Source organism: Streptomyces sp. NBC_01429 (assembly GCF_036231945.1).
Classification (GTDB): domain Bacteria; phylum Actinomycetota; class Actinomycetes; order Streptomycetales; family Streptomycetaceae; genus Streptomyces.
This window is the reverse complement of sequence record NZ_CP109599.1, coordinates 7,331,828-7,353,595: the sequence shown is the minus strand read 5'-3', so window position 1 is coordinate 7,353,595 and position 21,768 is coordinate 7,331,828. Positions and strand designations below refer to the sequence as shown.

The window sequence follows — 21,768 nt, the reverse complement described above, 5'->3', positions numbered from 1 at the left end:
AGGATCTGAGGACGGACATCTCGTGGTCGTGAAGGACTACCCGCCGGAGTTCAAGGCGGACGCGGTCGCGCTGTACGAGTCGCGGCCCGACGCGACGATCAGGTCGGTCGCCGCCGATCTGGGGATCAATCCGGAGACGCTGCGAAACTGCGTCCGCCGTCCCCGCTGGAGGCTGAGAACGCGGCCTTGCGGAAGAAGGTCCGCGAGTTCGAGGAGGCGTCTGTCCACCGGCCGTCCACCGGCGGGGCCGCCAGAGGAGGTTGGTGGGGCCGCCGCGGGGCTGCGAGCGTAGCTTCTGACGAGGCCGGACGACCGCGTGAGGGTGCTTGTTCGACCTGCCTGCACAGATGTGCCCTCGACGGGCGTCTCGCGGCGCGTGCGACCGAGGGCGCCCGTCCAGTCCACGAACACGGCCTCCTGGTCCCCGACGACCCGGGTGTCATGGCCCGGCGAAAGCGCTCCCACCTGCCCGGAGGCGGTACTTCAGTACCCGCCTTCCCTCGCACGTCGGCACATAGGACTGGCCCAGTCAGACGAACAGCAGGGCCAGCCGGAGTGGGTCGTCCTGCGAGGTGAGGACCAGTACGTGGCCCCGGCCGTTCGTGACGACTCCGGAGAGGAGCGGCCGTCCCCAGTCGGCGCTCAGGGGCACTTCGCGTCCCCCGATGGTGTCGCGGTAGAGGTGTGGGGCGCCCGTCCAGAGCGCCGTGGGAGCGGCACCTCGCAGGACCAGCAGACCGTTCGTGCGCTCCGTCGTGAAGCGCAACGCGTGGAGTGCGGGACCGCGGACCTGCCGGACAGAAAAGGGCTCGCCGGGCAGAGCGCCTGCCGGGGCAGCCGACTGGGCACCGGTGCTGTCGAGGCGGATTAGGGTGACGCGGCCGTCGCCGGCGACGGAGTACAGCAAGGCGGTGCCGTCGCGCTGGGCTTCGGCGAGCGTGAGGAAGGCATCCCCGGGGTCCCGGGCGACGGGGAGTTCCCGTTCGACGTCGAGGGTGTCAGGAGCAAGGATGCGCAGAGTGGCGGGGCCCGCCGGGTCGGCGTCCAGTGCGAGCACGGCCAGATGTGTCCCGTCGGCGCACACCACAGCGTCGTGCGACTGAGGGAGGGGCAGCCGTACCGGGCGCCGGACCCGAAGCCGGGGCCCTTTGACGGCGTACTCCAGGTCGGCGGCCTGGATGCGGGAGGGCTTGCGCTCGTCGAAGACGTCGTCGAGGTGCCAGAACGCGCGGCTTTCGATCCAGCCCACGAAGTCACCGGCGAAGGCGGAGGTACGCGGAGGCCGCTCCCAATCGCTCCGTCCCCGCAGCGGCAGAACCGTGTCGGGTGCTTGGTCCACACCGTCCTCAAGCAGGGACATCCGTACCCAGGGGGCGCCACCCGAGCCGGCCAGCAGGGCCACATTGGCACCACTCACGTCTTCCGTCAGCATTTCCTCGACGCCGTCGGGACCTACTGTCAGGTAGAAGAGGGCCCCGCCGTGACCGGTCCGATGCGCGGCGACGACGACCGCGTCACCCTCTCCGCCCCAGACGCTCCGGAGTTTCATGTCCCGCACCGTGACAAGGCGAACGCCGGAAGCCGTGTCAGACCGCCACACAAGCGTCGAAGACGAAGGGCTCAGTTCACGCATTCGGTCATCGTAGGCAGGTGCCTGGAGATCAAGACGACGCGCCGCCGCCGAGCGGTTCCATGGAGTCATGGCCCCGCCCTGGCGGCCCTGTCGGTGTCGTATCTGCGACTCACCCGTAGCTGGGCTCCTCGATCACCTCGCGTGCTGTGCGGAGCCCGCCGATGAGTGCTCACTTCTCGGTAGATCTGGCCCGAGTCCAGGCCTGAGCCATGGCCTGGGCCGCGTCCGGACCGAGGTGCCGAGTGGCCGCCTGGTCAATTTCATCGAAGTTTTCCGTGTACCGCTTCGTGAAGCTCCCGAAAATCCTACGCAGGACGAGACCCGCGATTCCCAGAGGAACCATTGCCGCCGAGATGACCAGCAAAAGCAGATCGAGGGTATTCCTGGTGAGAGTATTCCAGTAGCCGAGGTCCGAGGGAAGGGCGACCGTGTGAGTATCCTTCGGGTCGTACACGACGACCATGGTGTAGCCGTCCCTTACCTGACGTGTCCTGAATTTCAGCGGCGATTCAACGGAACGCCCACCGGACGGGGTAAAGCGTACCCAGCAGGCGACAGACAGTTCGCCACCGTTTTCGTCGTGGAGGGCTTGCTGACATCTCGTGACAGTCGCGTGGGTCTGGACTCCGCGACTCTTCAAGGCGGATATCACCTTCGTGTGGCTCGGCATGGTGAATACCGTGATCGTGACGGAACCGCACAGTCCCACAACGATCATAGCGACAGACGTGACCGTGAGATATCTGAGCAGATTGCGTGGACGTGCCGGCTTCGTACTCATCAGCTCCCTGACGTAATTGAATCAGTCGATACTCGGTCTGCCTCGTCCATCCGGAGCGCGATCGTTCATCGCGGGCCAATGGACCACGGCTCACGTGCGGACCGTCACCCCCATCGGCTACCGGGGCGCGTGATGGTCTCCTTCGAGGACGGCGTGACCGTCGAGTCCCCCTTCGTCGTCCAACTTGTCTGCCATCTGGAACGACGAGCAACGAGCCGTCAACGAGATGGACTTGCTGGAGGTGGCTCCCGCTGCGGAGGCGGCTCCTCCTGTGTGGGGTACCCCCGCTGATCCCTGATGCCGAGCGTGTCGCCCAAGGTTGTCACGACGCCGGTCGAGGTCGACCGCGGACAGGGAAGTCACCCACTTTCGCGACTGGCCAGAGTATCCGCCTTCCCCTCGCCTCCGGCTACGGGCACCACTCGGCCTTCCACCATCCCACGCAAAGCGGCCAGGCCAGTTCCCGCCTGACGCCTGACGCCTGCGGAGCGTCGCGTCCTCGGCATCACCGCCGACCGCGACCGCCTCCGGGCCGCGGTGGAGAAGACCATCGGCATCGCCACCGCCCGCAACCCGCACATCGAGCTACGTGCAGGCGAGCGCCGCCGCACAGGAAGCGCCCGTCACCGACCGCGCCGTCGCCGGCATCGTCCTGACGCAGGGACTCCTCACACAGGCCGACCACGACGACATCCTCCGCCCGGAAGCCCTCGTACCATCCGGCAGCTGCGGTTCCAGGTGACCGCGGAAAGGAAGCGGGCAGCGATGGCGCACCCCGACCATCCCGTCGGCCACGCCCTCACCAGCGGATGGCAGTGTGGGCGCATGACCGAAGACGAAGATCCCCATCATGATGGCTGGTCGGCACAGGCACGCCGGTCGTTCCTCACCGCCGTGTGGAACATGGTCGTCGACGAGGATGCCCGCATCGACGGCTACCCGTCGTGGATCGAGTCCTGGCTACGCGGTCACGGGCAGGAGAACGTTCCCGGCAGCGCATCGGCGGCGGCGCTGCAACGGATCCTGGCGTGCGGTGTGGATCCGGACGATCTGACCGATGTGGTGCGGCAGATGCAGCACGATCTTGTCTACAACGTCTGCCAACTGATCGACGATCCGGGACTGTTGGGCATCGGGCTGGACGAGGACCGGTCCGAGTGGACGGACGTCCGCTGGGAGCTGGCGGCGGTCCGCACCGCACGGCCCGCAGTGCGGGCACCGATCGATGGACTGCACTCCTCACTCGACGAGTTCGACCCGAGCGGCCGCGGCGGTGAGCCACGCGGCCGACCCGTTCCCGCCCGGCTGCCGGGCTACCCTCTCCACGCGCGGCTGGCCGTCGCCCACGCACGCGCAGGCGACCGTATCCAGGCGATCAACACCTGGCGGAAGGCGACCGGTGCGTCGGTGATAGAGGCGAAGGTGGCCGTCGATCAGCTTCTCGACCAGTTGCGGCAAGATGAGGAAAACGCGCAGCAATGACCGAGGAACGGCCGTCGCACACGCCGCGGTTGTGACGGTCGGCGGAGTCCAACTCAGCTGCCCGTGTCGTGATTGCGCCGCTCACGTGTACTGGAACGCGGCCGATCGCCCGAGCGGATGCGCTGGGATCCGTCGGACATGACCGACGCGGAGTGGGGGCGATTACCCGGAGGCTGTCGGTGGTCGATGTTAAGTTCCGGCCCTCGTCACGACGGAGGGGGACGGCATGGACGGCATAAATGGCATGGACGGCATGGACGGCATGCAGCAGATCTGGGCGCGGATCGAGACCGTACTCGGGCGGATCGCCCCCAAGGTGCTGGCGGCGATGCCGCCCGGTGCCACCGAAGAGGAGATCGGGACGGCGCAGGCCGTGATGGGGGTGGAGTTTCCGGAGGACGTCAAGGTCTCCTACCGCTGCCGTAACGGACTGCCGGGGGTCCTGATCGGCTGGCATGCCGCCCTGTACTCGCTCGGCCAGATGGTGAACGACTGGCGTGAGCGGGCCGACGACGCGGGAGACCCGCCCGAGGACGATCGGGAGGCGGACGGCGTGATCCGCCGGGACATCTCCTGGTCCGCCGGGTGGATCCCCTTCATCGGCATCGGCAACGGTGACGTGATCTGCATCGATCTGGATCCACCCACTCCGGAGCGCCGAGGCCAGATCATCGACTGGTCGCACGAGGGCTGGCGGGCCCGGTACGAGACCGCCGGGCTGCGGGAGTTCCTGCGCGAGTTCGCCAGTGACCTGGAGGCCGACCGCTACGAAGTCGACGACGCGGGCAACAAGTGGAGCGACAACGGCCTGCCACTGTTGTCGTTGAAGGCCACCGGCTAACGGGCTCCGGCGGTGGCCGGCCAGGGACCCGGACAACCCGTTGGGGGCGCGGAACCGCGTCGGGCGGGAGGCTGCGGGCCACTCCCTGCCGGAAGTGACAGCCCGGCACGCGAGCTGCGGGGAACACGGTCCGGCGATCAGTGGTCGGTCTCGCGACCGGTACCGACCTGTCGACCAGGCTCGCCATGACCTGGGCGCAGACCCCGACACCCGGGTCCGCCTCCAGGTCACGAAGAATCCGCCTGAACTCTATTCCAAAAAATCATCGAATTTGAGATAATGCAAAGCCGCTTCCATGGCTTGCCTGGACGAGAGCTCGACGAGCGTTCCTTCTCTTACGTCCAGGACTCCGAGAAAAATCGGACATTCAAGCCATGCGGCCAAATTATCCTCTCCGTAAAACTCGTCATCCTCATTTTCTGGAACATAGAATATTGCATGCTCCAATGCCTCTATTGAATTCCTGTCAAGATCCTCATCGACGAATATCCAACCGCATTCTGGCAGGCGTTGTCTTTCTGCAAGCAGATTCTCAAAACCGTGAATTTCTTTCATAGCATCTGTGCACCTCGGGAATTCAATCTCACCTGGCTCCTCGCTCCGCGCCCGTGATCCACCGTGTAAGTGCCGGGGCCTCAGTTCCAGTTGAAGGTCAGCAGGGCCAGCCGGTCGATCCCGTGCAACGGGAAACCCTCGTCGTCGAGCCTGAGCAGTGCGCCCTCACGGCGGAAGGTGTCGCGGTGAGCCTGGTAGCTGCGTTCCTGGCGTTCGCAGTGCTCATCGAGCCGGGTGCGGAATCCTTCCCAGGGCTCGGGTACTTCCTCGGGGACTGCCGCCCGCGCGAAGTAGCGCACGTCGCCGAGCAGGCGGTAGCGGGCGCCGTCCATCGCGAAACCGAGCCAGTTGGTCGTCTGCAGGGCCGAGTGGAATGCCTGGCTGTGGTCACCGAGGTACCCCTCCGCCGCTGCCAGCGGGCTGACCAGGTGGATCCAGCCGTGCCAGGCCGGGTTCACCCGGGCCAGGTCGACGGAGATCAACGGGTGCAGGTGCCGGGCCAGTTCGACCTGGTCGGCGACGAACACGTCCGCGGTTTCGGGGCAGACCCGCAGGCCCGTCCCGGCCGTCATGACGTCTTCCCGCATGACGTCTTCCCGCGTCAGGGACTCGCCGTTGCCCTCCCCTGGGCTGGACGGGGTGCCCATCGCGTGGCCGACGGTGCGAAACGCCTCCGCGGACATCAATGACCCTTCTGCGACCCCATACCTGTGATCGATCACATGGTGATCAACCCTACCTGGTGAAACTGACAGGACCAGGAGCACTACAGCAGGACCCTGCGCCGTCGCGCTGTGCCTCCCCGCGCACGTTCTCACTGGCAGAGGCGGTCCAGAAACACCGAGGCGTCGACAGGGCCTATGACCGGGGCCGCGTCGTCATTGCCCGCACCAAGGTCAGGGCGACCGAGGTGCTCGCTTCGGGGGCGGTCGGTAGCGCGGGTTGTCTCCGTACTTGAGACACGGGTAGTCGCCGTTGCCCGGTTCGGTATCGCCCCGGGACGCGAGGTCCAGGGCGTCGTCGAGCCATCGGGTGTACCAGGTGAGGAAATCGACCTCAAGGCAGTACAGCCCTGTGGCGTTGCCCAGGCAGTCGGCCCACACCGTGCCCCGGCGCGGACCGCGGAGCATGAGGAAGAGCCAGTCCCCGCAAGCGTGGTCGGCGACCGGAAGCCGGCCGTTGCACCACGGCTCGTCCAGATACGTCGCCTGCAGGCGGTCAAGCCCGGCGGCATAGGCCGGGTCGTTGTCCAGCAGAGCCGCGTGGGCATCCCAGTCGTCCGGTCCCCCCAGCAGCTCGACGAAGTCGACGTCGCCGGTGAGCGGACTGTCCGCGCCGAGCACGGCAGGACCCCAGCCCTTTTCTACGAACTCCACGGCCCGGGTGAGCGAGTTGATGCCGTAGTAGGGCCCGGGAGCGCCGTCCCCGATCGTGGTGACGAACTCCCGGAAGTCCTCAGGCAGGCGAGCGCCGACAAGATCCTCAACGTAGCCGAGGGCAGCCGGGGCCGCGGGCAGACCGATTTCGTACCCGTGAAGGGAAGCTCCGAAGATCCGCCGATCGGGATCGGCCGCACGCAGCTCCGCCAGTTTGCCGCTGGTCCTCGGAACGACCGGTGTCGAACGACTTCGGAACTACTCGTGCAGCTCCGTATCGGTGGGCCGAGCGGCGCCCAGCCGTCAGTCCGCGGGTGGCAATCGCTTGCGTGTGGAAAGCGCCACGCAGGCCGCCCCATAGACTGCGGCGGTGACAGCACAGCGCGACGGTGACCACGACGCCTCGTTCCGGGGGTTTACCACCCAGTACCTCGGACGAGCGTGGACACAAGCCGACGGTAGGCCGCTGACCGTGATCGCGGAGACGGAGCATCGGCTCGGTACGAGCCTCCCGCCCGAACTCATCGCGTTTCACCACCACCTCGGTGACTGCAAGGAACTGCTCAACGCCCACAACACGATCTTCACGCTGGAAGAGCTGGAGATCGCAGACGGGTATCTGTTCATCGCCGAGGAGGAACAGAACGTCGTCAGCTGGGCTGTCCCGCTCCAACAACCCGACAACACGGATCCCGTCGTGTGGCAACGCGTCAACGACTCGGCGTGTGCCTGGTACAGCGAAGAACAGGGAGTCGTCGAGTTCATTCGGAGCATGCTCGACTGGACCTTCGGCATCGCACACTCGTCGGCACATTAGGACCGCGTCAGGCGACAGACATTCGCCCCGTTGGCAGTTGACGGTCGAGAGCTTCGCGGTCCGACCGAGCACTCAGGATTCTCCGGCGCCTTCTGTGTTCGCGCGCCCCTCTTGGATCCCGTTGTGCCGTAGCCAGTCGAGGAGGTCGTCGGTCAGCTTTTCGCTCACGCCACAGCTGTCGATGTCCTGCTCGCCGGCGCCGAGATCGAGGAGGTAGACCGATGTCCGGTCACAGGGGTGGCGTCGCATGAACAGGCCGCTGCCGCCGCTGTCGTCCCCGATGAGGACCCAGTCCGGCGCGTATTCGCCTACTTGGTAGGTCTCGTTGCGTTCAAGGATGCTGTGTGGGCCGTAGATCAGCACGCCGTTGGGAAGCAGGACCCCTGGCGTCGATCGCCAGAGGCGGGCCAGTGCGGAGGTGGGCCCAGTGCCGAGTCCGTTGCTCACGGCGACCTGAGTGGTCAAGAATCCCGCGAAGGTGTCCGCCACCAGCTCTTCTTGGCCACTCCCGGGGTCGCGGCGGACCACCGCGTACTCCTCGCCCGACTGCCGGTCGAGCGCGAAGTGGTAGGTGTCACCGCCATCGGGCTCGGCACAGAAGCAGAGCCGGTCCCCGTCGAGGCGCCACCCGCCGGTGATGTCGTCGTCCCCGTCGGAACGCGTCCCGGGTGGAGCAACAGTCGCGATCCGCGCACCGGCCGATGTGCCGCTGCCGTACTCCGTCAGCCACCACCGGTACGAGGGCGGCAGCGTGCCCACGAGGGACTCAGCCGCGCGGATCGACGCGGCCGGCACGCCGGCACCTTGCCGGACACTGATCTCCGGCGACTCCTCGATCAGCTCGCGGACGAGTAGCAGGTCGGGTCTCATGCGCACGACCTTGTCACACGGGCACGATCACCCGGGCGTCGCCGGTCGAAGGCCGTCCCGACCCCCACCCACTCGGCACCCGATCACGGTCGATGCCCAGGACCGGCACAGTCGGCTCGGCGCTCTGTGCTCTCGCTCCTGGCGTCGGCTGGCTGGTCGCGGCCCGGGTTCTGCAGGCTGCCGGAGCCGCCGCCCTGATGCCGACCTCGCTCGCTCTGCTGCTGGTCAACACCCTGCCGGAGCGCCGCCCGCGGGCCATCCGCGGTTGGGCCGCGATCGGCGGGATAGCCGCCGGGCTCGGGCCGGTCGTCGGAGGTCTGCTCGTCGAAGCCGACTGGCGCTGGGTGTTCCTCGTCAATGTCCCGGTCGGAGTCGTCGGCCTGGTGGCCGGCGCGCGATTGCTGCCCAACGCCCGCCCGGACCGCGAGGGCCGCCTTCCGGACCTCGTGGGTGCCGTCCTGCTCACCCTCGCGATCGGAGCACTGGCACTTGGACTGGTCAAGTCGGACTCCTGGGGCTGGAGTTCCCCCAAGGTCCTCGTCTCCCTGCTGGCGGCGGCCGCCCTCACCGCCGCCTTCGTCCTGCGATCGGCCCGGCATGCCGCTCCGATCGTCGAGTTGCCGATGCTGCGTACCCCTGCCTTCGCCGCCGCGACCGTCGCGGCCCTGTTCTTCACGGCCGCGTTCGCGGCGATGCTGCTCACCGCGGTGCTCTGGTGCCAGCAGGTGTGGGGATACTCGGCGATCCGCACCGGGCTGGCCATCGCCCCGGGCCCGCTGGTCGTCCCGCTCCTCGCCGTCCGCTCCGGCCCCCTCGTCCGCCGCTTCGGTGCCGGCCGCACCGCCGCGCTCGGCTGCCTGCTGTTCGCCGCCGGACTCGCCTGGTGGGCCACCGTGCTCGGCATGGACCCGCACTACGCGACCGGGCTCCTCCCCGGCATGCTGCTCACCGGCATCGGTGTCGGCTTCGCCCTACCCAACCTGGTCGGCGCGGCCGTCACGGCGCTGCCGCCCACCCGCTTCGCCACGGGCTCGGCCGTCACCACGATGGCCCGCCGGACCGGTTCCGTCCTGGGCGTCGCGCTGATGGTCACCCTCCTCGGTACCCCCGCCACGTCGGACGCGGCCCTCGACGTGTTCCGCCACGGTTGGTGGGCGGCGGTCGCCACCGGCTCTACTGGCCGCGGCCGCAGCCCTTGCCGTGTCCCGGCCGGGCGGAGCGACTGGGCGTTCATGAACGCAGGGCGTTCACCGCCCGCCCGAACTCTCTCCCCCCCGGCATGGCCTCGGCGTACCCGGGCAGCCCCTCGTCACGGGCACCGAGCCGGGCCTCCCAGGTGTCCCGTCCGGCCAGGCGATGGCAAGCAGCCCGTTGCCGGCATACTGCGCGGTCAACAACTCCGGGCCCGACAGCCGGCTCATCGGCGTGCGCAGGTACGCGCACCGACCGGGTGTCAGCCCGTCGGCCGCGGCGCCGAGCCGGGCGCTCCGGGCCGTCTCAGGGATGCGGCCCCCGCGCCGTCCGGATCTCTGGCTCGGCGGCGCCGTATCACGGAGGACACGCACGTGTTCTGACGGTGCGTAACGGCCACTTCTTCGTGTGGCCCGCGGCCGTGTACGGCACCGTGGCGGTGGCCGCGACGGCCGCTCCGAAATCCCCTTACGGGTTGTTGAAGATGACCTCTGGTTCGGCCGGTGTCGGGCCGGCCAGCAGCGGCTGGGGGATGTGCTTCAGCCGCAGGTCGAAGAATGCCTTGACGTACGCGCGGGTGATGTCCAGTGCGCGGCTGCCGGACAGGGCCTGCGGTGACTGCGTGCCGGACAGGCCGAGTTCGTCCAGGAAGAGGGGGATGTCGGAGAAACTGTAGTGCGTCGCACCGGCGACGGTCAGCCAGCGTTTCCAGCCGTCCAGCCGGTCCCACGCCTGGTCCCAGCTCGTGTCCGTGCCGCCGGGACGGTGCGTCCCGTCGTCCGTGCCGAGCATCATGAACGGCCTGCCGCCGAGCCCGTCGGCGGGCACGGCGGCGTGGAAGGCGCCGTCGATGTTGACGCCCGCCCGGATACGGCGGTCGCCCGCCATGGCTGCCGCCGCGCTCGCGCCGCCGACCGAGTGACCGGCCATGCCGATCCGGTTCCGGTCGATCAGTCCGGCGTACCGCCAGGCCGGGTGCGGCCCGGTGAGCCGGTCCAGGAGGAAGGACACGTCCTTGCCCCGGCCGGCGGTGAGGGCCTCCATGTCCTGCTCGCTCTCGGCCTTCGCGCACGCGACGCAGGTCAGCGTCCGACCGCTGGGGAAGGCGGTGCCGACCGACTCGTAGGCGTGGTCCACCGCGGCAACGACATATCCGCGGCTGGCGAGTTCCTCGGCGAGGCCGGTGAGGGTGAAGCGCGAGACGCCGAACCCCGGGGAGAGCACCACCAGGGGATACCGGCCACGGGCCGGCCGGGCGCCGACGCGGCCGCTGGTGACCGTGGCACTCAGGGTCCGAGCAGGGAAGACGTCTTCCAGCCCGTAGCTCTTCAGGAACAGCCGGGCCTCCCGCACCGTGGAGTACGGCGCCGGCGTACCGGTGCCGGGGAGCGCGGGGTAGAACATGCCGACCATCAGCTCACGAGCCGTTTTCGGCACCCACGGGTCCCGGCGGGCATGGTCGACGAGGTGGAGGGTGTCGCGGCCGACCGCGTACGGGCCGGTGGGGCTGGGCAGCGATGTGCGGGTGCCCGGGTCGTTGCGGACGTAAGCAGCGACGGACGCGTGCGTCGGGGTCGGGACCGCGGCGGCGGGCCACGCGACGGCGGTCGGCAACGCGAGGGCGAGCGTGAGCACGGCAACGGTCGGGGTTGCAGAAAATCTGGGCATGCCCCGGGACGCTAGATGCCGCAACCGGTCCAGCGCATCAGCCTCCGGTCGCGTCCTGGCGCCCCGCCCGCGGGCCCCCGTCCGGCGCTGGTGAACCGCGTTTCTCAGGGCCGTCCTCCCAGGTCGAGCCGCTGCTCCCGCCCGCCCGCCGTCCCTTGCTAGTGCCCCTCCCGGCAAGCTTTGCCCCGTCGCGCCGCCCAGCACGCACGCTCGCCGCGTTGGCCAAAAGCCCTGGTAGCTCCGCTACAAGGACTTCCGGCCGCCTTGCGATCGCACGCACCGGACGGCGCTCCTTCGGGGCAAACATCGCCGGTCGCGGCACTAGCGACCGGCGGTCACCGGTAACGGGTGTGACGCAGGCGTCCGGTGTGCCGTCGTCTACATCTGCGGGTGTAGAGGTCTCCACCCGGGGATGCGGATCTTCGGCGGTGGGTTCAGCCCATGGGTTCATGTGCCACGCCGGGCCGGAAATCTAGCGTGATGGTCAGTTGACGCCGCTGCGACCCCGACGAGGACATCCGATGATCGAAGCCCACGGGCTCACCAAACGCTATGGGGACAAGACCGCTGTCGCGGATCTCAGCTTCGCCGTCCGGCCCGGTGTCGTCACCGGATTCCTCGGGCCGAACGGCGCCGGGAAGTCCACCACGATGCGGATGATCCTGGGACTGGACGCCCCGACCGCCGGCCGGGTCATGGTCAACGGAAAGCACTACGCCGCGCACCGCGCACCGCTCCATGAGGTCGGGGCGATGCTGGAGGCCCGTTCGATCCATACCGGACGTTCCGCTTTCAACCATCTGCTGTCGTTGGCTGCCACCACAGGCATCCCTCGCAGCCGGGTGGACGAGGTGATCGACATCGTCGGGCTGCGGCAGGTGGCCGGGAAGCGGGCAGGGGGCTTCTCACTGGGCATGGGCCAGCGGCTCGGTATCGCCAGTGCCCTGCTCGGCGACCCCGCCACCGTCGTCCTGGACGAGCCGGTGAACGGGCTCGATCCCGAAGGCGTGCTGTGGATCCGTAACCTGCTCAAGGACCTGGCCGCCGAAGGGCGAACGGTGCTGGTCTCCTCGCATCTGATGAGCGAGATGGCGGTGACCGCCGAGCACCTCATCGTGATCGGGCGCGGCCGGCTGATCGCCGACACCTCGGTCGGGGAGTTCACGCGGCGTGCCGCGCGCAATTCGGTGCTCGTACGCAGCGACGAGGCCGAGCGGCTGCGTGCGGCGCTGACCGGGCCGGATGTCGCCGTGGCGGTGGCCGGCCGGGGCATGTTGGAAGTCACCGGCCTGAGCAGCGATCGGATCGGCCGGATCGCCGCCGACCACGGGATCGCGCTCGCCGAGCTGACGCCTCGCCAGGCGTCGCTGGAGGAGGCGTTCATGGAGCTGACCCGTGACGCTGTCGAGTACCAGACCCCGGACCGGCTTCCGGCCGGTTCCGGCACCGAAGGACGTGCGGCATGACCACCGATACGATTCCCCCGTTCTCCGCCGCCGGGCGCGGCCAGCTCACCCAGACGCGGGTGCTGCACTCGGAATGGGTCAAACTCCGCACTCTGCGCTCGACGTTCTTCACGCTGCTCGCCGCCGCCGTGGCGATGACCGGGATGGGCCCGCTGTTCTCGGCCGTCACCGCCGCCCACTGGTCCGACATGGGCACGGCCGAGCGGGCGTCCGTCAACCCGACGGCACTGAGCTTGATCGGGTTCTTCCTGGCACAACTCGCGGTCGGCGTCATGGGCGTACTCGTGGTCACCGGGGAGTACTCGACCGGCATGATCCGCGCGACCTTCTCGGCGGTGCCGCGCCGGCTGCCGGTTCTGTGGGCGAAGGCCGCCGTATACGCGGCGGTGACCTGGGCCCTGATGACCGCCACGTCCCTGACGGCGTTCCTGGCCGGTCAGGCACTGATGTCCTCCACGGGCGCCGGAGCCTCGCTGAGCGACCCGGGTGTCACTCGCGCCGTCCTCGGTACCGGTCTGTATCTGACCGTTGTGGGGCTGCTGAGCGTCGCGATCGGCGCGCTGGTCCGAAAGACCGCAGGCGGCATCACCGCCGTCTTCGGTCTCCTGCTGGTCCTGCCGGAACTCGTCAGGGCCCTCCCGTCCTCCTGGGCCGACCAGGTCAGCCCGTACCTGCCGAGCAACGCCGGACACGCGCTGGCCGTCCTCCAGTCGGATCCGCATACCTTGGCGCCATGGACCGGATTCACGGTGTTCTGTCTGTACGCGGCTGTAGCGCTCGGCGGAGCCGCGGTTGCGCTGAAACGGCGGGACGCGTAGTGGTCGGCATGGGCGCGGCCGGATTCGGCAACCGACGGGGGCGGGCAGGCGAGGACAGGCGAGGACGCCGCCTCCCGACCGCCCGGACACCGGAGCGAGTCAACAGGGGGCCTGTCGCCGGAATGCTGGCCACAGGCCGGTCCAGGCCGGGCAGCCGATGACGGCGACCGCGCCCGCCACCACGCGGGCCAGGCGTCTGTGGCGCACCCTGGCCCGGCGGGCCCGGCTGCTGCGGGCGCGTGCCCAACTTCCGCCGGTGGCGGTGGACTCGACTCTGGTGTCCGCGCTCTTCATCCTCACCGCCCTGGCCGTCCGCATCGACCTGTACGACCGGCCCTGGCTCCTGATATTCCAGGCGGGCCTGCTCCTGCCCCTGCTGTGGCGGCGCCGGGCGCCCCTGACAGTGTTCGCCGTGGTGGCCGCGGCAGCCTTCGCCCAGTGGCTCGTCGACGTCCAGCTACCGGCCGACGTCGCCCTGCTGATCGCCCTCTACACGGTGGCCGCACACGCCGGCCGCCGGCAGGTGCTGCTGGCTGGTGCCGTTTCCGAAGCGGGAATCCTGATGGCCTCCGTGCGCTGGTCGACCGAGGGGAGGTTCCTGGGCGCGGCCGTGACCCTGAGCGTCGTAGCCACCGCGGTCACGGTCATCGGCACGAACATGCGCACCAGGCGTGCCCACCTCGCGTCCGTGGAGGACAGGGCGGTACGGCTGGAGCGTGAGCGCGACCAGCGGGCTCAGCTCGCGGTGGCTGAAGAACGGGCCCGTATCGCCCGAGACATGCACGACATCGTCAGCCACAACTTGTCCGTGATGATCGCACTCGCGGATGCCGCCGTCTTCGCCCAGTACCGCACCCCCGACAAGACGACCACCGCCATGCGGCAGGTCTCCGACAGCGGGCGGCAAGCCCTCACCGAGATGCGAAGATTCCTCGGGATCCTGCGTGCCGGGGAACCGGACGCACTGCGCCACCCGATGCCCGGCATCGCCGAACTGCGGTCCCTCCTCGACCAGGTGCGCGCTGCCGGGCTGCCGGCCCGCCTCCGTCTGGCAGGCGATCCCTCCCACGTCCCCACGGCCGCTCAACTCACCGTCTACCGCCTGGTACAGGAAGCCTTGACCAACACCCTCAAGCACGCTCCTCCCGGTACCCGCGCCGAGGTCCGGGTGCACTGCTCTCCCGAGAGCATCTCCATCGACGTCACCGACGACGGCCACGGACGCACCGTGCGGGCTCCCGACCCGCGGCACGGGCACGGAATCCCCGGTATGCGCGAGCGCACGGCCGTGTACGGCGGAACGCTGCGGGCCGGCCCGCTCCCGGGCGGCGGCTGGCGGGTCTCGGCCCACCTCGACCTGAACGCGGCCGGAACAGCGGGGACCGGTGCCGCATGACGATCCGTATCCTGCTCGCCGACGACGAACCACTGCTGCGCATGGCGTTCACCATGGTCCTGGAGGCCCAGCCGGACATGGAGCCGGTCGGGGAGGCCGGCGACGGAGCCGAAGCCGTGCGACTTGCCCGACTGCTCCGCCCCGATGTCGTCCTGATGGATGTCCGGATGCCCGGTACCGACGGCATCGAGGCGACCGGCCGGATCATCCGGGACTGCCCGCGGACCCGGGTCCTCGTCCTCACCACCTTCGACCTCGACGAGTACGCCTTCGCCGGACTCAAAGCCGGGGCATCGGGCTTCCTCCTGAAGAACGCCCTGCCAGGGGAACTCCTCGCGGCCATCCGAAGCGTCGCCGCCGGCGACGCGGCGGTCTCCCCGCGCATCACTCGTCGCCTGCTGGAGAGCTTCGCCCACCTGCTCCCCGTAGACCGCGAGCAGGTGGAGGACGAGCGTCTGGAGCGGCTCACAGCACGCGAACGCGAAGTACTCGTCGAGGTGGCCCGCGGCCTGTCGAACACCGAAATCGCCGCCGCTCTGCACCTCGCGGAGGCCACCGTGAAAACACACCTGAACCGGATCCTGACGAAGCTGGAACTGCGCGACCGGGTGCAGGCCGTCGTCTTCGGCTACGAGACCCGGCTCATCCGCCCGGCATGAGGAACGGCCGGGGCGGCGGTGGATGAGCAGGACCGGCATCAGGCGCCGTGCATGGCTGTCGGACGGCCCGCCGCGTTCTCGGAGGAGCGCAGCACCGCGGACGATCCCACCGTACGGCGGCCTGCGACGCCTCAGCTGTCGTCGGCGGTGTCCGTACTGTCCGTCGCCTCGCCCGCCGGCCGTTCTCGACGGCGGTGCCGTCAGGTGCGGTGAGGACCGTGTCCGGCCGGCGCACCGTGGACGTCCGGCCGTTCGCCCGTCGAGCTTCGTCCGGCGCGGACACCGCAGCCGTGCGGAGCAGCAGACGGGCCTCGGCGGGCGCCCGGCGGTCCGAGGGTTTCGTTCTCCCGGCACGAGGTGGCCGGTGGCGTGGTGTCATTTGAGGCCGGAGTGGGACAGCCCTTCGATGAAGTGGCGCTGGGCCAGGACGAAGACGATCAGCATCGGCAGGACGGTCATGGTGGCGGCGGCGAGTTGGGTGTTCCACATCGGGCCGCCGTAGGAGTCGGTGAAGCGGGTCAGTGCCTGCGGCAAGGTGAAGAGGTCTGGTGAGGTGAGGTAGACCGTGGGTTCCAGGTAGAGGTTCCAGGAGGCGAGGAACGTCAGGATCGCCACCGCCGACAGGGCCGGTCTGGCCAGCGGCAGGCAGATCCGCCACCAGATCGCGGGACGGCCGAGGCCGTCGAGGCGGCCGGCCTCCTCCAGTTCGACGGGGAGGGCGATGAAGAACTGCCGCATGATGAACGTGGCCAGCACGCACGGTCCGGCCAGTGCGGTCACCAGGATCAGCGGCCAGTGCGTGTTGATCAGGCCGGCCGATTTGAACAGCTGGAACAGCGGCACGATCGTCACTTCGCTCGGTACCAGCATCCCGGTCAGCACCACAAGGAACAGGGCGTTCGCGCCGGGGAAACGGATCCGGGCGAAGGCGTACCCGGCCAGACTGGACACCAGCAGAGTGATCAGTGTGACCAGCACGGCGATGTAGATACTGTTGAAATACTGCCGGGCAAAGGGCTGGAAGCTGAATGCCTCGCGGTACGCGGACAGTGTCGGCGAGTCTGTCCACAGCGACGGCGGGGCCTTGAAGATCTCGGCCAGTGGTTTCACCGACGCGGCGACCATCCAGATCGTCGGCACCACGAACGGGATCGCCAGCACGCTCAGAGCGACCACCAGCACTACCGACCGGACTCTGTCAGTCCTCATAGAACACCCACTTACGGCGCAGCTGCCATTGCAGCAAGGTGAGCAGCATGACGAAGGACAGCAGCATCAGGGCCAGCGTCGAGCCGTAGCCGATGTTGTTGAACTCGAAGGCCTGCTGGAACACGTAGTACACGAGGACGGTGGTGGACAGCCCTGGCCCGCCACCGGTCAGGACGGCGATCTGGGCGAAGGACTGCAACGCCCCGGCGACCGTGACGATGACGGTCAGCAGCACCGTCGGTGAGATCATCGGCAACGTGATCCGGGCGAAGACCGTGCGGCTGTTCGCGCCGTCGATGCGGGCGGCCTCGTACAGTTCCCGCGGCACGCCCTGCAGGGCTGCCAGGAACAGCACCATGTTGACCCCGACGCCGCGCACCACTTGGGTGAGGATCACCGACAGCATCGCGGTGTCGCCCTTCTGCAGCCAGTTCGGCCCGTCGATCCCGACCGTGTCCAGCAGGGCGTTGATGCCGCCGTTGTCCTGGAGCAGGAAGCCCCAGACCAGGGTCCAGGCGACCACGGAGACCACCACTGGGGAGAAGAACAGCGTCCGGAACACCGTGGCACCGCGGAACTTGCGGTTGAGCAGGACGGCGATCAGCAGCCCGAGTGTGACGTTGGCGATCACCACCCCGCCCGAGAAGAGCGCTGTCGCCAGCAGCACCTTGGGCAGTTGCGGGTCGTGAGCCAGGGCCGCGTAGTTGTCGCCGCCGACGAAGGTCTGCTTGCCGGTGAAGACGTTCCGCTTGTTCAGGCTGTACCAGATCGCCATGCCGACCGGCAGCAGGACGAACACCGCCACTCCGAGGAGCTGCGGCAGGATGAACAGGTAGCCGGTCAGTACGTCCCGTCGGCGGGTCGTCCAGAAGCCTGGCCCGGATGCGCGTGCGGTCTCGGCGGCAGTCTGCGCGACCGCCTGCCCGGTGACCTGCGGGGTGGCCCGCTCTGCGGCCTCTGTCCTGGTCACTTGGCCAGAATCGGATCGAGCGCGGCGCAGACCGACTTCAGGACGGCCGGGATGTCGGCATCAGCGCGCCACATCGCGTCGAGCGCCGTCTTGCCCTTCTGGGCGATCTCCGCCGGGCTGGTGTGGTTGGGCAGTGTGACGGCGTCCGGCAGCTGGTCCACCACCGCGTCCTGGAGCTGGGACGCGCTCAGGACCTTGTTGTTCGCGGCGAGCTTGTCCCCGGTCAGCAGCGACTTCCGCGGCGGCGGGAAGTACTGGGCCAGCTTGGCGGCATTCTCCGGATCGGTCAGGTAGGCGAGGAAGCCCGCCGCCTGCTTCGGGTGCTTACTGGAGGCCAGCACGCCCATCCCGGCCTGGCCGAGGACGGAGTAGGTGCCCTTGGGGCCCGCGGGCAGCGGGTACAGCCCGAACTTGAACTTGCCGGTCAGCAGTGAGGCGCGGGAGACCTGCGCGACGGTGAAGGCGGCGTCGCCGGCGAAGAAGTCGGCGGTGGTGCCCGGTCCTGGCATCGCCCGGGTCTTGAACGCCGCGTCGTGCAGGAAGGTGAATGCCTTCTGCATCTCGGGGCTGTCGAAGGTGCAGGTCTTGCCGTCCGCGCTCCACGCCGACCCGCCCCAGCCGGTCCACACGGTGGCCAGTGTGTTCCACGCCTTGTAGTCGAAGTCGCGGATGACGAAGCCGGCATTGCCGGTCTTGGCGTGGGCAGCCGCTCCGGCTGCGGCGACCTGGTCCCAGGTCAGGGTGGCCGGGTCGATCTTCTGTCCGGCCTTGGCCAGCAGGTCGGTGTTCACGTAGAGCGCGTACGGCGAGTTGGAGAACGGGTAGGCGTACAGCGTGCTGTCGTGGCTGTACTCCGCTGTCGCGCTGCCGAGCAGGTCGTCGTACTTCCAGCCGGGGGTGGACTTGAACGTGTCGGTCAGCCCGACGAGGGCGTCGGAGGCGATGAGGTCCTGCGACAGGTCGCCCATCCAGGCGAGATCCGGGGCGTTGCCGCCGGCGATCTGTGTGGTGAGCGTCGTGTTGTAGTCCTCGAACGGGAGGCTCTCGAAGGTGATCTTCGAGACGTCGGGGTGGTCAGCGCGGTAGGCGGCGGCGATGCTGTTGAAGAGCGCCAGCTGGGCTTTGTCCGAGGTCCAGACCGTCATCCGCAGGTCCACTGCCGTGTCCGAGGTGCCGGACGAGGACCCGGAGCAGGCGGCGCAGAGTGCGAGAACCGTCGTCATGGCGACGGCGCCCAGCACCTTTCTGGTTCTGATCATGGGGTGGTTCCCTTCGATGTACGGGGTGTCCGGTCCGGCTCAGTAGCCGACGACCTCGGGCCAGTGGAGTTCGACACCGGCCTCGGTCAGGCGGCGTTGGAGCTGATCGACGAGTGCGGGGTCGGTGGCGACCTGCCGTGGGCTCAGTCCGCGGTCGAGGCAGAACGCGGCGAGTTCGCCCGCGGACTCGCCGACGTTCCACTCGACCGGGTGGAGCCGGTAGGCGCCGTTGGTGATGTGGGTGGTGCCGATGTTCTTGGCGGCGGGGATCAGGTTCTGGGTCCGGACCGGGACCAGGGCACCCAGCGGGATCTCGAACGGTGCCGACTCGACGTCGATGTAGTTGTCGCCGCCAGTGGAGGGGTGCAGGTCGATCCGGTACATCCCCACCCCGACGGACGCGTCGAACCGGGCCGGCGCGCCGGACCCGCGGGATGCGACCGAGATGTCCTGCTCGCGGACGGTGGTCAGCGCCTTGATCCGGCGGGATTCCCGGATGTACGGGGCCTGCGCGAAGCCGTCGTCGGTGCCCACCAGGTCCCCGCGCAGCCTCAGTCCCGGCCAGCCCCGGCCGCCGTCGGGGCGGGGCGCCTCGGTCTGCAGCCAGTGGACGTAGGCCCGGGACTGCGCCTTCGCCGCGGCCAGGTGCCGCTCTCGTTCGTCGGTGTCGATGATCGAGCCGCCGACGTAGTCCAGCTGAGGCCAGTTGGCCAGCACGATGTCGCTGTCGTACAGGCCGTCGATGAAGGTCTGACGGGCGGCGATCCGCCGGAACTGCCACAGGTCCTGGTCCCCGGCGTCGAACCGCGGATCGCCGGAGACGTCCTGCGCCGGGTTCACGATCATGGTGCGCTGCTCCGGTGCCAGGGTGCGCGGATTGGGCGCGGTGAACGACAGCATCGGTGCGCCCCAGTAGGGCAGTTCGAACGAGCGCCAGTCGTCGTAGTCGTCGGGCCGGGCGATCGTGTGGTCCCCGGGGGCATGGTCGAAGACGAAGCACCACGCGATCGACTGCACGTTGGCCGGGTCGGCGACCTCGGGAGCGCCCGGCTCACCGGTGTCGGACCGCGCCTCGGCGCCGACGACGTACTCGGTGCCGGTCAGCGGCAGCAGGTCACCGGTCTCGGTGCCGTCCAGCACGAACTCCGCGGTGATCACGCTCTGCGCCCCGGTCCGCGGATCCTCGACCGTGACCGTGCGGACCACCCCGTCCACGGTGTCGGCGCCGACCGGGACCGCCGGTTGGAGTACGGTCAGCCGGCCGCTCGACCGGTAGGGCGCGAGGAGTGCGTCGATCACCGCGAGCGCCACCCGCGGCTCGTGGCACAGCCGGCTCACCCGGCCGCGCCCCGGGTTGAGTTCACGGTCCGCGCGGGCCGCGTCCGAGAGCGGGTAGTGGTCCCGGTAGTAGCGGCGGATGTTCTCCCGCAGGCTCCGGTAGCGGGCGGTCACGCCGAACTGCTCCACCCAGATGTGCTCGTCCGGCGGCACCGCCTGGGACGTCAACTGGCCGCCCAGCCACGGGTACTCCTCGGTCATCACGACCCGGTGTCCGCGCTGGAGCAGCGCGAGGGCAGCTGCCACCGATCCGAGTCCGCCGCCTATGACCGCCACCTCTGTGGCGATCCTGTTCACGACTGTCCTGCCGATCGGACGGCGATGGTGTCGCCCGCTTCGACCTCGGCCACCAGGAGCCGCTGGATGTCCAGTCCGGCCCACTCCTGCGGGTCAGTGGTGATCAGCTGCTGGAGCAGTTCCAGTGCTTCGGCGGCGACCTGTTTGCGTGGCACGCGAAAGCCCGTCAGTGCTCGTCCGTCGGAGCGATGACCGCGGACCTCACCGAAGGCGGCGACCGAGATCTCGCCGGGTACATCCACCCCGGCACCGACCAGCGAGAGGATGACGTCCTCGGTGAGGAAGGCGTCCTCGGCGATGATCAGCGTGGCGTCCGTGGACCGGGCCAGCCGGGGCAGCTCGGCGACGCGCTCCTCGCCCACCAGCATGAACGCCATGCGGCCCGCCGCCGAAGCGGCCTCGACCGCGCCGCGCCGGTCCCGCGCGGTGGCGGTGTCCCGGCCGCGGTGCACGTACAGGGCCTGGCGGTGTCCGCTGTCCGCGGCCAGGTCGATCAGGGCGTGCGCCGGAGTGACGTAGTCGACGCCGACGTACGGCACGGCCGCGGCCGTCTCGTCCCTGCGGCCGACCGCGACGAACGGGAACTGCTCGGCGACCAGCCGTTCCAGCTCGGAGCCGACCATCTGCTGGCCGAGCAGGACGCAGCCGTCGGTGAGCCGCAGCCGGGTCTTGCGGTGGAACAGGCTGCGGGTGCCGTTCTCGACCGGCGAGGACGTGAAGAACAGCAGGTCCCAGCCGACCTCCTCGGCCGTACGCTCGATCCCGTTCAGCAGCGGGCCGTAGAAGTCGAGGCTCTCCGGCGACAGGGCTTCCTCGTAGGTGAAGACGCCGATGATCTGGTTGTCCAGACCGGCCAGCCGGCGGGCCGCGGGATCGGCGACGTAGGTCGCCTGCTCGATCGCCGCCTTGACCCGCGCCCGGGTCTCTTCCGGGATGCGCACGTTCGTGCCGTCACGGTCGTTCAGCACCACCGAGACGGTGGTCTGACTGACCCCCGCGATCTCGGCGATCTCGCGCTGGGTGACCCGGCGCGGCTTCGTTGGCATCGATCCTCCGTGATAATGCGTAACTTCATCGGACGCCGGTGACGTTAAACCGCCCGAAACAAAAGCGCAATACCCCTTGACCAACGGCCTGTGTGG

General features: G+C 69.0%; 21 protein-coding genes. 9 read left to right on the top strand and 12 right to left on the bottom strand.

The features are described 5' to 3' along the window. The first annotated feature begins 22 nt into the window (after positions 1–22). Positions 23–292, top strand: a complete 270-nt coding sequence (locus OG627_RS35595) for a transposase (protein WP_443073579.1) — start codon at positions 23–25, stop codon at positions 290–292. A 237-nt stretch (positions 293–529) separates the two neighbouring features. Here the strand turns inward: OG627_RS35595 and OG627_RS32410 are convergent, their stop codons facing one another. Together OG627_RS32410 and OG627_RS32405 are read right to left on the bottom strand one after the other, a co-directional pair. Then, positions 530–1,549 (bottom strand): hypothetical protein, encoded by a 1,020-nt coding sequence (locus OG627_RS32410; RefSeq protein ID WP_329071253.1) that lies wholly within the window; start codon positions 1,547–1,549, stop codon positions 530–532. A gap of 253 nt (positions 1,550–1,802) precedes the next feature. Continuing rightward, complete coding sequence (locus OG627_RS32405; protein ID WP_443073578.1) at positions 1,803–2,303, bottom strand: hypothetical protein; 501 nt, start codon at positions 2,301–2,303, stop codon at positions 1,803–1,805. A 936-nt stretch (positions 2,304–3,239) separates the two neighbouring features. On the opposite strand from OG627_RS32405, the gene OG627_RS32400 reads away from it, so the two are divergent. Together OG627_RS32400 and OG627_RS32395 are read left to right on the top strand one after the other, a co-directional pair. Further along, positions 3,240–3,896 (top strand): hypothetical protein, encoded by a 657-nt coding sequence (locus OG627_RS32400; protein WP_329071251.1) that lies wholly within the window; start codon positions 3,240–3,242, stop codon positions 3,894–3,896. A gap of 226 nt (positions 3,897–4,122) precedes the next feature. After that, complete coding sequence (locus tag OG627_RS32395) at positions 4,123–4,737, top strand: SMI1/KNR4 family protein (protein WP_329071249.1); 615 nt, start codon at positions 4,123–4,125, stop codon at positions 4,735–4,737. Positions 4,738–4,986: 249 nt separating this feature from the next. Here the strand turns inward: OG627_RS32395 and OG627_RS32390 are convergent, their stop codons facing one another. The 3 genes from OG627_RS32390 to OG627_RS32380 all read right to left on the bottom strand — a co-directional run bounded on the left by OG627_RS32390 (position 4,987) and on the right by OG627_RS32380 (position 6,809). Continuing rightward, complete coding sequence (locus OG627_RS32390) at positions 4,987–5,292, bottom strand: hypothetical protein (RefSeq protein WP_329071247.1); 306 nt, start codon at positions 5,290–5,292, stop codon at positions 4,987–4,989. 80 nt (positions 5,293–5,372) lie between these two features. Further along, a complete protein-coding gene (locus OG627_RS32385; RefSeq protein ID WP_329071245.1) occupies positions 5,373–5,975 on the bottom strand; it encodes a hypothetical protein in 603 nt (200 codons plus the stop codon). A gap of 213 nt (positions 5,976–6,188) precedes the next feature. Then, on the bottom strand, positions 6,189–6,809 hold the full coding sequence (locus tag OG627_RS32380; protein WP_329073133.1) for an SMI1/KNR4 family protein: 621 nt from the start codon (positions 6,807–6,809) through the stop codon (positions 6,189–6,191). Positions 6,810–7,038: 229 nt separating this feature from the next. Here OG627_RS32380 and OG627_RS32375 point away from each other — a divergent pair, with 229 nt between their 5' ends. Then, on the top strand, positions 7,039–7,485 hold the full coding sequence (locus OG627_RS32375; RefSeq protein WP_329071243.1) for a hypothetical protein: 447 nt from the start codon (positions 7,039–7,041) through the stop codon (positions 7,483–7,485). 72 nt (positions 7,486–7,557) lie between these two features. On the opposite strand, the gene OG627_RS32370 is transcribed toward OG627_RS32375, so the two are convergent. Continuing rightward, positions 7,558–8,355 carry an SMI1/KNR4 family protein gene (locus OG627_RS32370; protein ID WP_329071241.1) on the bottom strand — a complete coding sequence of 266 codons (798 nt, stop codon included), beginning with the start codon at positions 8,353–8,355 and terminating at the stop codon, positions 7,558–7,560. A gap of 92 nt (positions 8,356–8,447) precedes the next feature. Between OG627_RS32370 and OG627_RS32365 the strand changes: the two genes are divergently transcribed. Then, entirely contained in the window at positions 8,448–9,929 is a 1,482-nt protein-coding gene (locus OG627_RS32365; protein ID WP_329071239.1) for an MFS transporter, read from the top strand. 85 nt (positions 9,930–10,014) lie between these two features. Here OG627_RS32365 and OG627_RS32360 read toward each other — a convergent pair whose 3' ends face one another. Further along, a complete protein-coding gene (locus OG627_RS32360; protein ID WP_329071237.1) occupies positions 10,015–11,214 on the bottom strand; it encodes an alpha/beta hydrolase family protein in 1,200 nt (399 codons plus the stop codon). 521 nt (positions 11,215–11,735) lie between these two features. On the opposite strand from OG627_RS32360, the gene OG627_RS32355 reads away from it, so the two are divergent. The 4 genes from OG627_RS32355 to OG627_RS32340 all read left to right on the top strand — a co-directional run bounded on the left by OG627_RS32355 (position 11,736) and on the right by OG627_RS32340 (position 15,553). Further along, positions 11,736–12,680 (top strand): ATP-binding cassette domain-containing protein, encoded by a 945-nt coding sequence (locus tag OG627_RS32355; RefSeq protein ID WP_329071235.1) that lies wholly within the window; start codon positions 11,736–11,738, stop codon positions 12,678–12,680. Then, on the top strand, positions 12,677–13,498 hold the full coding sequence (locus OG627_RS32350; protein ID WP_329071233.1) for an ABC transporter permease: 822 nt from the start codon (positions 12,677–12,679) through the stop codon (positions 13,496–13,498). Before OG627_RS32355 ends, OG627_RS32350 begins: the two co-directional genes overlap by 4 nt. 157 nt (positions 13,499–13,655) lie before the next feature. After that, positions 13,656–14,894, top strand: coding sequence for a sensor histidine kinase (locus tag OG627_RS32345; protein ID WP_329071231.1), 1,239 nt, complete (start codon positions 13,656–13,658; stop codon positions 14,892–14,894). Continuing rightward, entirely contained in the window at positions 14,891–15,553 is a 663-nt protein-coding gene (locus OG627_RS32340) for a response regulator transcription factor (protein WP_329071229.1), read from the top strand. Before OG627_RS32345 ends, OG627_RS32340 begins: the two co-directional genes overlap by 4 nt. A 375-nt stretch (positions 15,554–15,928) precedes the next feature. Here the strand turns inward: OG627_RS32340 and OG627_RS32335 are convergent, their stop codons facing one another. The 5 genes from OG627_RS32335 to OG627_RS32315 are packed head-to-tail and all read right to left on the bottom strand — an operon-like array spanning position 15,929 to position 21,672. Continuing rightward, positions 15,929–16,762, bottom strand: a complete 834-nt coding sequence (locus OG627_RS32335; protein ID WP_329071227.1) for a carbohydrate ABC transporter permease — start codon at positions 16,760–16,762, stop codon at positions 15,929–15,931. Beyond that, positions 16,752–17,732 (bottom strand): carbohydrate ABC transporter permease, encoded by a 981-nt coding sequence (locus OG627_RS32330; RefSeq protein WP_443073577.1) that lies wholly within the window; start codon positions 17,730–17,732, stop codon positions 16,752–16,754. The genes OG627_RS32335 and OG627_RS32330 overlap by 11 nt, the downstream gene beginning before the upstream one ends. Continuing rightward, positions 17,729–18,991: an ABC transporter substrate-binding protein gene (locus tag OG627_RS32325; RefSeq protein WP_329071225.1), complete on the bottom strand. Its 1,263-nt coding sequence runs from the start codon at positions 18,989–18,991 to the stop codon at positions 17,729–17,731. The genes OG627_RS32330 and OG627_RS32325 overlap by 4 nt, the downstream gene beginning before the upstream one ends. 39 nt (positions 18,992–19,030) lie before the next feature. Beyond that, positions 19,031–20,617, bottom strand: a complete 1,587-nt coding sequence (locus OG627_RS32320; protein ID WP_329073130.1) for an FAD-dependent oxidoreductase — start codon at positions 20,615–20,617, stop codon at positions 19,031–19,033. Positions 20,618–20,622: 5 nt separating this feature from the next. Then, positions 20,623–21,672, bottom strand: a complete 1,050-nt coding sequence (locus OG627_RS32315) for a LacI family DNA-binding transcriptional regulator (protein WP_329071223.1) — start codon at positions 21,670–21,672, stop codon at positions 20,623–20,625. Positions 21,673–21,768 lie beyond the last annotated feature (96 nt).